This is a genomic window from Porphyromonas sp. COT-108 OH1349, from assembly GCF_000768755.1.
GTDB lineage: Bacteria > Bacteroidota > Bacteroidia > Bacteroidales > Porphyromonadaceae > Porphyromonas_A > Porphyromonas_A canoris.
In genome coordinates, this window is the sequence record NZ_JRAH01000039.1 from 1 (window position 1) to 11,521 (window position 11,521).

At 44.6% G+C, this 11,521-nt stretch carries 14 protein-coding genes and 1 pseudogene; 8 read left to right on the plus strand and 7 right to left on the minus strand.

The features are described 5' to 3' along the window. Window positions 1-83 precede the first annotated feature (83 nt). The 4 genes from JT26_RS09730 (at window position 84) to JT26_RS09745 (ending at window position 2,473) form a co-directional block, all read left to right on the plus strand. The gene (locus tag JT26_RS09730) at window positions 84-497 is read left to right on the plus strand and encodes a PcfK-like family protein (protein WP_036849362.1); all 414 of its coding nucleotides are present in this window, start codon (window positions 84-86) and stop codon (window positions 495-497) included. A gap of 19 nt (window positions 498-516) precedes the next feature. After that, window positions 517-1,791, plus strand: coding sequence for a PcfJ domain-containing protein (locus tag JT26_RS09735; RefSeq protein WP_036849341.1), 1,275 nt, complete (start codon window positions 517-519; stop codon window positions 1,789-1,791). 126 nt (window positions 1,792-1,917) lie between these two features. Next, complete coding sequence (locus tag JT26_RS09740) at window positions 1,918-2,172, plus strand: hypothetical protein (protein ID WP_036849344.1); 255 nt, start codon at window positions 1,918-1,920, stop codon at window positions 2,170-2,172. A gap of 70 nt (window positions 2,173-2,242) precedes the next feature. Further along, window positions 2,243-2,473: a hypothetical protein gene (locus JT26_RS09745; RefSeq protein ID WP_036849347.1), complete on the plus strand. Its 231-nt coding sequence runs from the start codon at window positions 2,243-2,245 to the stop codon at window positions 2,471-2,473. 816 nt (window positions 2,474-3,289) lie between these two features. On the opposite strand, the gene JT26_RS10725 is transcribed toward JT26_RS09745, so the two are convergent. Then, window positions 3,290-3,565, minus strand: a complete 276-nt coding sequence (locus tag JT26_RS10725) for a DDE-type integrase/transposase/recombinase (protein ID WP_052110512.1) — start codon at window positions 3,563-3,565, stop codon at window positions 3,290-3,292. A 460-nt stretch (window positions 3,566-4,025) separates the two neighbouring features. Between JT26_RS10725 and JT26_RS09760 the strand changes: the two genes are divergently transcribed. From JT26_RS09760 to JT26_RS09775, 4 genes are all read left to right on the plus strand, one after another. Then, window positions 4,026-5,321, plus strand: coding sequence for a hypothetical protein (locus tag JT26_RS09760; RefSeq protein ID WP_036849351.1), 1,296 nt, complete (start codon window positions 4,026-4,028; stop codon window positions 5,319-5,321). Beyond that, window positions 5,287-5,748, plus strand: a complete 462-nt coding sequence (locus JT26_RS09765) for a hypothetical protein (RefSeq protein WP_152564736.1) — start codon at window positions 5,287-5,289, stop codon at window positions 5,746-5,748. Before JT26_RS09760 ends, JT26_RS09765 begins: the two co-directional genes overlap by 35 nt. A gap of 166 nt (window positions 5,749-5,914) precedes the next feature. After that, window positions 5,915-6,322, plus strand: coding sequence for a hypothetical protein (locus JT26_RS09770; protein WP_036849355.1), 408 nt, complete (start codon window positions 5,915-5,917; stop codon window positions 6,320-6,322). A 206-nt stretch (window positions 6,323-6,528) separates the two neighbouring features. Continuing rightward, a complete protein-coding gene (locus JT26_RS09775) occupies window positions 6,529-7,128 on the plus strand; it encodes a hypothetical protein (protein ID WP_036849357.1) in 600 nt (199 codons plus the stop codon). 34 nt (window positions 7,129-7,162) lie between these two features. Here JT26_RS09775 and JT26_RS11065 read toward each other — a convergent pair. The 6 genes and pseudogenes from JT26_RS11065 to traM all read right to left on the minus strand — a co-directional run. Beyond that, a pseudogene (locus JT26_RS11065) lies at window positions 7,163-7,345 on the minus strand (DNA-binding protein). 29 nt (window positions 7,346-7,374) lie between these two features. Beyond that, window positions 7,375-7,851, minus strand: coding sequence for a DUF3872 domain-containing protein (locus tag JT26_RS09780; protein ID WP_036849359.1), 477 nt, complete (start codon window positions 7,849-7,851; stop codon window positions 7,375-7,377). A gap of 27 nt (window positions 7,852-7,878) precedes the next feature. Beyond that, window positions 7,879-8,724 carry a toprim domain-containing protein gene (locus tag JT26_RS09785; protein ID WP_025837626.1) on the minus strand — a complete coding sequence of 282 codons (846 nt, stop codon included), beginning with the start codon at window positions 8,722-8,724 and terminating at the stop codon, window positions 7,879-7,881. After that, window positions 8,724-9,308 (minus strand): conjugal transfer protein TraO, encoded by a 585-nt coding sequence (locus tag JT26_RS09790; protein ID WP_025837624.1) that lies wholly within the window; start codon window positions 9,306-9,308, stop codon window positions 8,724-8,726. Before JT26_RS09790 ends, JT26_RS09785 begins: the two co-directional genes overlap by 1 nt. Window position 9,309: 1 nt before the next feature. Continuing rightward, window positions 9,310-10,230 carry a conjugative transposon protein TraN gene (gene traN / locus JT26_RS09795; RefSeq protein WP_025837621.1) on the minus strand — a complete coding sequence of 307 codons (921 nt, stop codon included), beginning with the start codon at window positions 10,228-10,230 and terminating at the stop codon, window positions 9,310-9,312. Window positions 10,231-10,268: 38 nt separating this feature from the next. Next, the coding region (traM, locus tag JT26_RS09800; RefSeq protein ID WP_036849365.1) for a conjugative transposon protein TraM at window positions 10,269-11,521 on the minus strand (1,253 nt) is incomplete at its 5' end.

An 11,521-nucleotide genomic window follows, 5' to 3' on the forward strand; every position in this document is an offset into this window, starting at 1 on the left:
GCCTTTGCAGAGAGTTGCGAAGCCAACAACTACGAATTTCTATCCAACGGAACATTATTCAATTGATTAAAAAGACAAAAACAATGAAAGGTACAGAACATTTCAAGGACGTTATCCAAAACTATTTGGAAACAAGAGCATCATACGATGAACTCTTTGCAGGGAATTTCCGCAAGGAGAACAAGAACATAGACGAGTGCATTACCTACATCTTGACGGAAGTCCAAAGAATGGGGTGTGCAGGTCTGTCTGATGAGGAGGTATATTCCCTTGCCGTGCATTATTACGATGAAGATAACATCAAGGTAGGCACGTCCATCAACTGCCAAGTCGTGGTAAACCATACTATCGAACTCACAGAAGAGGAGAAAGCGGAAGCACGGAAAAAGGCTATCGAGCGATACCAAGCAGAGGAATACCGCAAACTTACCACTAAGAAACCGAAAGCGGAGAAGCAGGCGGAGGAGCAACTCCAACCCTCCTTATTCGAATTTTAATACTAAACAGCGAACGAATATGAAACCAAGAAACAAGTTTGAGAAAGCAGTACTTGCCGAGAGTCAGAACTTACGCCCGATAACCAAGACACAATGTAAGTGGGCATTTAGAGGGTGTATAGACCACTTTGCCTATCGACTTTCCAAAGGTCGTACAACGTGTATGGATTGCGGTCATAGTTGGACAATGGAAAAGTCGAAATACACTTGCACCTGCCCTTATTGTAGGGCAAGGTTGCAGGTCAAGGAAACCTTTGAACGCAAGATAAGACAGAAGCAATACTTTACGATACTTACCACTTGTGGGGAGTACCAAGTACTAAGAATGTTTCTTCTTTCTGTGGAAATGGAGAAAGGTTGCAAGGCATCATCATACATCTTTGAAATCGGTCAGTATTGGTGGAACGCACAAGGACGAAAGACGATTATTGCCGTTCAGAGAGTATTGGGCAGATACATCGACACCTTTTCTTATTGCTCGCCTATGGCAATCCGCAACGACAACGAAGCCTACCGCCATATATCATACTCCCCGATATATCCGAAGTTCAAGGTAACGGAAGCACTCCACAGAAATGGTTTTAGAGACGATTTTCACGACATCGAACCAACCGTTCTCATTCCTGCCCTGTTGTCCGACAGCCGTGGGGAAACATTGATGAAAGCAGGCAGAACCGAACATCTGAAATACTTTCTTAACAATTCACGGACATTTGATGCTTGTTGGCAGTCCTATAAAGTCGCCACTCGCAACGGCTATAATATAGAGGACATTTCGATATGGTGCGACTACGTGGATATGCTCCGAAGATTGGGCAAGGACATACACAGCCCGAAGTATGTTTGCCCTACTGACCTGCATAGGGAACACGACCTAAGACAAAATGAACTTCGCAGGCAACGAGAAAAGGAAGAAAAGGAGAAGAGATGCAAAAAAGCAATAGAGGACGAGAAGCGTTTCCACGAACTCAAATCCAAGTTCTTCGGTATCTCATTCACGGACGGCACAATCCGAGTCCACGTTTTGGAGAGCGTGCGGGAATTTTTGGATGAGGGAGTGGCAATGCACCATTGCGTATTCGACAATGCCTACTATCTCAAAGAGAACTCGCTTATCCTTTCGGCTACCATTGAGGGCAGACGGATAGAAACGATTGAGGTCAATTTGGATACGTTCAAAGTGGTGCAAAGTCGTGGACTATGCAATCAAAATACGGAATACCACGACCAAATTATCAATCTTGTCAATGCCAACCGCAAACTGATAAGGCAGAGAATGAGAGCGACAGCATAAGNACTATGCAATCAAAATACGGAATACCACGACCAAATTATCAATCTTGTCAATGCCAACCGCAAACTGATAAGGCAGAGAATGAGAGCGACAGCATAAGCAACAATCACCCAAACATCACAGAATATGAAAGCAGAAATAGAAAGCATCGTATGCAATTGGGCGGACGAGATGCCCCATATTCTTATAAGGGTAATCAATGCCATTACTCTCTCCGCCAACGAGGAGGGACTAAGAGTAGCCATCAAGAAGATTGCCGAAGAAACAGAACTTGATAAGTTCTTTGCATACGGCTATGGCGCACACCATTTTGGGCTTACCCACCGCAAACTATCGAATGGCAAGCCAATGGAACACAGATTATTAAAGGTCGAGTTCTGAGTATATGAATAAGAAAGTTTATAGAGTACGNCAATGGAACACAGATTATTAAAGGTCGAGTTCTGAGTATATGAATAAGAAAGTTTATAGAGTACGAACGCAGTACAGTTTCGAGGGAGTGTTTGAAGTGGTTGCCGAAAGCAGGGAGGACGCACGGCAAAAGGTCATTCAGAATTGCGGATTGGTAATGGGAGGGAATATTCACAGCACCCTGCCCGATGAGGAAATCAATTGGGCTTTCTCCACTCACCCCGATGTAAGGACGGGACGGATAACTGTTCAAGAAAAACTGACGGAGTAAAGCGGTCGGCAGATTTGCCGACCGCTCCTTTCTTTCGTGAGCTTCGGGCGGATAAAGAAAGGAGCAAAGAAACCCCAATGAAAAATACCTCGTTACTTTTGACAGTGAGTTGAGACGGCTCAAAAGTAACAAAAAGCCATTGTTTATACGTAATAGTCAAAACTTAATCTGATATTAATATTTTGCGTCAAAATAGGGATAATTCAATCAAAAATAATGTTGATAATCAATTGCTTGCATTTTGATGCGGTAGCCTTGTTTATCTGAGTACTTTTATCCTTAATTTCAGAATGGTTTATGTCTTTCTATTGTTAGGTATAATTGAGCCTCATGATGCTTCTTGTCTTGTTTTCAACAATATTCTGTTCCTCTATCCGTAGGTATCCGCATGAGCTTTAGGTCGTGCGGATCAAAGGAAGAGATAACTTTATCATTAAGCACATCAGCTCTCAACAGGCTTTCTTCGCTATGCTCAAATCACAGGGAAAATACTCTATCGACCCTCCAGGACGAACAGACCTCTCAAAGAGAACTACGATTCCATCATCCCCAGAAGATAATAGGTGTATGTTGTCAAACAAAAGTGCACTGCAACAAATTTAGTTAAATGTCGCTTTCTTGATTTAATTTGTTTGCTTGATATCGTTGCTTTAGTGAGTCTCTTTTCAGCTGTTTCCTTATTTTGAGGATCTGGTCCTGCCTCCCGAGGTATATATCTATCGGCCTTAGACTGCCTAGCGACTCATGATAGCGTTACTCATGGTAGTATTCACCCCATTCACCGATAGCTTCTTCGAGTTCTGAGGGAGCGAAGTACTACTGCAGTTTGATAACTCGCCTCATAGATCGGAGGTAGCGTTCGATCTTCCCCTGCGTTTGTGGATGCAAGGGCTTACCATGAATATGCTTCATGTTGAACTTCGTGCTAAGATGCTCTTTCAGAGCATTAGCAATATAACAAGGTCCGTTGTCTGAGAGCAATTTAGGAGCATTCTTATGGGTCAACCCTGCTTTGAGCATAGCTTGATCAATTGATCGTTCGACATCCTGTTGTAGGAAGCTCGGAGCTTGTTCGGTTGGTTTAGTTGCCATGTCGACACAGTTAATTACATGCTAAAGATATTAATAATCAGAGATATATATAAAGTTTCTAGCCGAAAAGAGGCAAAATGACGTGCAACGGTCTCCTTTTGCTCTGAGCTGAAGATGCGCTTCGTGTTACGACGAATATCCTTGAGTAGTGACTCTGAGCTAGTAGATTTAGCCCGTTTACCCTTCTTTGTCTCTGTTGCCATAATCTCTGTTTTTTGTTCTCTAAAGCTACACGCAATTCACCAACTAATTCGGATCCCTAGTAGCGCACTTTTATTTGACAACATACGCATATTAAATATGATTGATTTAGAAATATAATATCGCAACTAATTCATTAAAAGGGAGATATATTTTTTTATCATTAAATTTTGCTTATATCAAAATATTGGTGTTATATTTGTAGTGCGAATCATGAATCGTAAAATATGTAAGACGTATAAACTTAAAAAAAAGCATTATGACTAAAAAGACTTTTAGCCTCAAAAAATTTGCGGCGGTGGCACTTTCGAGTATGCTGCTCATGGGAATCACATCATGTTCTAAAGAGGAACCCTTGTCACCTCCCTCTGCGGACAAGGTTGAGTCATCTTACGAAGTTCTCTCTAACAACGAAACACTTCGAAATGCGACGGAAACAAATACCGCAATCAATGAGGTCGCTTTGGATTATTGCAACAATGCCAAAACAATCTTATATGCGACTGCCGCCTTTGATCCCCCTTTGAGTAGTGCCACTTACGAAAATTTAATGGATAACTCTTCAAACCTCAAAGACAATCCAATGAGTTTAAGGTTGAAGTATTTGGACATCATTGACGAGTCGACTGGACGACCTGTTGATTTTTACAATCTACCTCAAGAACAAAAAGAAGTTTTTGTTGACTTGCTTCTAACAGAAGAGGCAAAGTCTATATCTTCTAAGATTGAAGCTGTTCCAACCTTAAAGGATATTTTGAAGAAGGAAAATAACGCCACATTAAGAGTAATCGAAAGAAGAGGATTGACAAAACTACAAATAGGGGTAAACCGATCAACCCTTAGAAGTGTGGAAGACATAGTAGAGGTTCAAGAAAGTGCAGATTTCTTTCGAGAGTTATCAGAGGAAATTGAGCAGGAGTTATCCCCTAATACTCCTCAAATGTTTGGAAGTGTCTCTTTTAATTATCCGACCATTCCTGTGCAACGAGTAAAAGAGGCATGGAGACGCTCTGCTCGAAGAGGGGACTTCGCTTTGGCAATACCTGATCACGGGCACCCATGGACTTTCATAAATGTTGGTAAAAATGTAAAATTTAAAATTGGACATGCTGGTATTATTAACACAAATGTAACATACTCAACCAACCCTTATGCTGCTAATGCAACGATAGAATCCTATAAAGAAGGAGGTGTCCAAGATTTAAGAGTTGCGGACTGGGATACCCCTCATTATGTTATGGGTATTCAGAAGGTCAAGTGGGTTTGGAAGTGGAGAGGCTTCCGAAGTGGATTATATCGAGTTACTACTCCAGTCTCAAACCCAGGAGCTTTGGCGGATTGGGCTGCAAAGTATCGAGGGCATGGGTACGTAAAGGGGTATGAATTTGCGACAGCGAAATGGGCTGCTCCAAAAAGATTTACTTGTACAACTTTGGTATGGTGGTGTGCGAAAAAAGCTTACGGCATCAATGTCTCGAGTTGGTACTCACCATTAGTTACTCCGAGTGGTTTATATACAGATGATTGCACATATGTTAGACACAATGTTTTATAAGTTTTTCATTAAGTTATCAGGCATCTTAGGATGCCTGATAACCAGCGTTATGTTCTTATGCTCATGTTCTTCCAAAATCTCTGAGCAGGATTATTATTTATCCCAACAAAGGGATAATAATTTAACAGGCATTTGGATATATATAGATCCAGAGACAAACAAGGAAACGGAGAACTTGGATGAGTATAAAGGAACTACAGGAGAGTTAATACACTTAAATTTTGCGGAAAATTCACGCATCCGTAAAGAGTATTATTACACAAAGGGTGGCATTATATATATATTAACCCTTGGAGATAAAAAAGGCAAAGTCTCTGAAAGAACTAGAAAACTCGAATATAAATTCTCTGAGGACAAGCAGTTTTTGTATTTAAAAGAGCCAAATTCTTCAAATACAAATACCATGATATGGAAAAGAAAAAAATAAACTAAGATTGAGATGTTATGAAATCTGTTTTCATTTGCCTCGTGACTCTTTTTTTAGGTTTTTGCCCCCATAATTATGGGGGCAAAAATCCACCAACAAAGACTCTCCTATTTTTATTACAGTAAAGCCTCAATCATTTTTTGTTGGAGCAAACATTGGAGCGGAAATGGCCATATCAAACAGAATCTCTGCTGGAGGAGAATTGACTGGGCACTTTTGGTTTGTTCCCTCAAATTTGGCGATAGCTCCAATATTCAAATATTACTTTAAAGGGAAAATCGGAAAAGGATTCTATGCACGGGGGAAACTTGTTGGTGGATATTATTTCAAGGAAACTCCAATAGACAGTCATCCCTACTATGCCGGAGCGGGGATTGGTGTCGGGGGGATAACCTCTCTCTGTAAAACCAATAAAATCGCCCTATTCGTAGATTTGGGATTAAAGTTTGTAGTTCCTTTCGGAAACAGACATGGCAGTAAGATTTCTGACACATCATGGGGCATGGCCTACTACTCCCTTTTGAGTCCTGCTTCAATACCTGAAATCGCAATTGGGATAGCTTTTCGACTGTAGGTATAATAGATAACACCAAAATTTCTGAAGTTTTTATATCATGTTGTGATATTTTTATTCTTCTATCATTATTATGATGGTCTCTCAACTCATCACAAATATCATGAGTTGGGGGACTATCATGTTCGGAGGGCTTAAAATAACTATATTGTATAGAAACTATGAAATAGCTTTTGTGTAGATGTTTAATAACAAACTAAGTATATATGGCAAGAAGAACCCAAAGGGAATTGGATCAAGATATTCTTCGGAGTATCTCAAGTATTGTTTTGGAACAAGGAGTCTCTGGCGTAAATTTTAAGGAGGTTTCTAAGAGAGCAAGAACTGAAATGAGTGTTTTAGCTCGTCGCTTCAAAGATGAGTCCGGTATGATACGTTACTATACTCAGCAATTTGATTACTTCATAAACGATGCTTTGGCTGTTCCGTCAGAGACATCCTGTTTTTCTAATTCTCTGGAGTATTTCAGATTATTGGCGACACAGTTTGAGAAAGCTTTACATCATAACAAAGAGATGCAGGAGATTATGAAATGGGAACTCTTGGTAAACTCAAAAACAACTCGCCAAAGTGCAAGAAAGAGGGAAGTAACGTTATCCCAACTATTGGATTCGATTACAGCACCTATTTCTGAAGAAAAGGTGAATCCTAATGCTCTACTAGCGGTTTTGGTTGCAGGACTTTATTATCTGACATTAAGAGAAGAAAGATCAACATTTTGTGGACTCGAATTCCATACCAAGAAAGGCCGGAATCTCTTGGTTGATACGCTCGTTACAGTAATTGAAGCGTTCTTAAAGGAGTAGATTCACAAAAAACGACTTTGTGTGAATAATAGCTCTATTGCAGTCGTCGGTTGATGTTGGAGAGTCTGTAGAGGATTTTCCCTGCAATATGGGTGTAGGGAATAGTCCCTTACCTTGATAGTCTTGCAAGGTATGAGATTAAATCTCCTCCAAATAGCAAACGATGCGCTTGGGCAATTTCCAGAATACATTTGCAGACTTCTTGAACGCCCGAGATGAGTTACTTCATCTCGGGCGTTTCTGTGTTTACGATTCCATATTCACCCTATTCATTTCATTCGGTTTCTCCTTTTCCTCGTCTTTTGGGCTTTTGAATTCAAACGAGAGCCTTGCTGTCTGTTCGAAATTATCCTCCACATACACGTCTATCGTCTGCTGGTCGGTGGAAGCGGATGTGTAGTAGAGCCTGAACTCCTCCTTGTTGAGCGGATAACGGTCATTGGGCTTGAAGACCGTACCATCGTCCATCTTCAACTGTCCCTTTCCATCGGGCTGAAAGTACCTTATGGTGTAGCGGGTGTCGGCAAAGTTGCCCTCCCTTTTCAATGTACAGCGTATCTCCGCCGTCTGTCCCTTGACGATGTGCTTCTGAACGGGCATCGTCTCGACAGTGAACGGGTACGCCTGCTGAATATCCAACTCATTATCACAAGCAGATAAACAAAATCCTGCAAGAGCAAGCACTCCTATTACCAAAATCGTATTCAATATTTTCTTTTTCATTGTTCCTTACATTTTATTGTTATACACTCACTCCTGCCTTTGATAGAGCAGGTAATCATTCAAATCTTTGTGGTCGGCATACAGAGAGGAACGGTCAATAACCTTCTCTCCGAAATCTGCCCTCAGCCTTTCCAATGTTCTTCGTCCCGCATTATCATTATCGAGGTAGCATTCTATCCTGTGATAACCGCCCAGTACTTTCAGTGCCTTCTCCATGTTGGAAACGGAATTAAGGACAAGCCAGTCCGAAGCGATTATGCCGAGTTGCATGGCGGAGAGGTAATCCATAAAACCCTCAAAGACGGCACACACGTTCGAGCCGTTACGCTTCAGTGAAATGTCTTTGGGCGGTATGCAACCCTTGAAAAAGCAATTACGCAATTCCATTCCTCCTGCCTCGTTACGAAAGCCGATGGCATAGTACCGCTTGCCCCGTACACGATACCTCACCTCCTCGCAGTTGGGGATGGCAACGTGGGCATCGATACCCCGTTCTTCCAGATAGCCCAACAGTCTGCCATTCAATAAGGGACGCCTCTCAATATCCTCAAAGGAGGGATCTCTTTCTTTTTCCCTTAGCGATTGCTCCATAACGGGAAGCGGACAAGCTCCGTTCCGTGCGATGAATGCCGCCCGTAGGAGAAAATCACTGCTTCCGATAAACTCTCCTGCCAAGTCGAAGATGTCGCCACCTTTGCCCGTCCCGAAATCGAACCAAACATTCTTGGCGATATCGACCTTGAAAGAGGGTGTCCGTTCCGTGCGGTACGGAGCGGAATACCATAAAGCGTTTCCTTTCTGTTTGGTCGGATGAATACCCATTGCGTTCAGGAAGTCCGCAATGGGTATCTCTCTCATCTGTCGCATGTCCATCAGTCCAGCATGATTTTCAGTCCGACACCGTACTGGGCATGAAAACGCCCCGTAGAGCCTCCCCACAGGCAACGCTCCCTGCCATAGAGCAACAGTACAAGGCGGTCACTCAGATAGGTCTCCGCCTGTAGGGTGATTGCTCCACCATAGATAAAGCCATCTTTGTTATGGAGCGTAGAGCCATCGAATAGCAGCTTCTTCCCTCCATTGACCGTCTCATATCCCGCCAAGGCGGAAACGCCTGCGGAGAGGAAAAAGGTCTTGCTCCCGTCGGAAAGCACACCAAAGAAGAAGCCTCCCTCGCCTGTGAACTGCTCCATAGGGATACGGCTATCTCGATAAGGGTGGTATCTGCGGAGATACTCCACCCCGAGCACCCATTGATGTCCGCCTTTGGTATAGGTGGCAAGCGAAGCCCCGAACGTATAGCCTGTGTTGTTGCTGGCAGGCTTGGTATAAAAGCCGTCCGCCATGCCTGTGGTCAGGCGTATGCCCTTCATCTTGGGCAGACATCGTTGGGCGTGTGCCTGCCCTGCAAGGAGGGCAAGCATCACGACAAACAGGAAAAATGCGAGCTTTCTCATATCACTTCACTTTGAGTTCGTCAATCTCCCTTGCACGCACAAGGTCTTCGTTCTCCACAACGAAAGACTGGTGTCTTCCGCCGTTCTTCTCGTGCATCTCCACAATGAGCTGCTTATCGTCGGGGATGGTGAACTTTTGAAGCGTGAATACCGTGCGACCGCTCTTCTGCCCCGCCACGCAAGTAACATAGTTGTAGGCACGCAGCGGAAGCAGTACCTGCTCCTGCATGGCGGTCTGCTTGGCTACGTTCTTGTCCACAATTTTGAACGTGATGAAGTCGATGTCGAACGGCACGTTGGACTTGTTGCGCAGTTCCGTATGGAAGTACAGCAGTCCGTTGTGCGAGTACAACCCTTTGAGCAGGTACTGAATACCGAAGGACTTGCTGCCGATGTGCTTCACAGTCCGCCTGTCCTCCTTGTGAATGGACTTCATGATAAGCCTTACCAGCATCGGACTCTCGCTGCCGAGTTCCTTGAGATAAACCTCCATTGCGTTGTTCGGTCGGTTTACGCTCGCCCCGTCGTGGATAGAGTCCGCCATTTCCACATTGAGTAACAGTGGCTCGTTGGCATACTTGACATTGAAGGTGTAGAATGCTCCGTCTTCGGTGATGACACTCATGTTCGTCTCCTCGTGGAAGTTCTTGACCGTCGCTTTCACACGGATGACGTTTTCCGCTCCGTCCGCCTTCCCCGCAATGAGATTGGGCGAACCCAAATCGACATAGCGCACGGCAGATGGGAAGATGATGTGCACCGTCTTGTCATAGGTGATTTCCAATCCGTGGGGCGGTATCATCCGCTCAAAGGCAATCTTTCGGGTCAGACCCTGATAGAGGTCTCCCGTTGAGGTTGTCTCCTGTGCGTTGGCACAGACTGCGCCCAGCATCAGGGCGATGGCTAAAACTGTTCTTTTCATTTTTACATTGGATTAAAGTGGTGAATAATAACTGTGAATTACTTGTTTTCAGGTTGGTAGAGCAATACCTTGTATCCGGCTTTGAGATGCACCTTGACGGTGCGCATTTTCTTGGCGAAATACTGCGAGGTTCCCTGTATCAGCCCCTTGCCCAAGTCGGCGGCAAGCTGTGCACCTGCATCGGTGGAGATGTTCATGCTGCTGCCCACGGATGTCCCCATGTTAGCGGCAATCTCCTTGGCGGCACTGCGCTCCATCGAGCCGGGAATGAATATCCCTTCCTGCCCGTCCATATCGTACACTGTCAGCTCTACGGGAATGATATTGCCCTGATATTCCAGTGAAGAAATGACAACGGCAAGCCGTTCGCCCTGTACCTTTGTCGTTCCCACGACAAGGGTATTGCGTGGTATTTCCCTGCCGGAGACCTGCATCGGTTCCAAGAGACGGAAACGCACCGTCTGACCATCCATAACCGTCTGGTTGTTATGCACACAGGCTGATATGGTGTTTCTATCCGTCTGTGAGGCTGTCCCGATAGCAGTTTGAAATAGGAAATTTCTCTCCTTGACATATTCGGAGCGGAAAGTCGAGTCGCTCATCGGCTGCGCCAGAGCCGACACCACTTGTTCGCTCACAGGGGCAACGGGAAAAGCTACCGCCTTCCCGTTTCGGGTGGTTGCGACCGCTTTCCTTTCGGAAGCCGTCTCCCCATCCGACACCAACGCCATATTGGAAGATGGTTGTCCAGCACCCGACGGCATATACTTTGCCGCCAACTGATAGGACTTTTCGAGCAATGCCATCTGGTCGTTTACGGTTATGGCAGGCGACTGCTGTTCGCTATTCATACGGTTTTCCAACTCTGCCAATCGAGCACGCAGCTCCTCCTTTTCGAGGTCTTCCCTCGGTGCTTCATAGAAACTGCCGAGCGTGCGGTTGATGTCCTGATAGGCGGATGCCGAAGCGTGAAAGCCATCTTGCGGGGCAGAATGTCGGGACGTGTATCCCTCACTCTCATTCGAGGGGTCAGACTCCCAAGCGGACGCTTCGCCCGCTCCCTGTGAAGTCTCTCCTGCTGTCATTTCCCCGAACATGGAACTAAGGCTTTGCATGGCACGACTTCGTTCCTGCTCCTTCTGTTCCATCATCTCCTTCTCATAGGCTTTCTTCTTATCACCAATCAGTTCGGCTGCCATCGGGTCGGGCACTTCCGTGTTGAAGCCCTTGGTCTGTTTCTCCTCTTCTTTCTCCGACGGAGCGAAAATGAGCCACATGGAGCCTGCAAAAA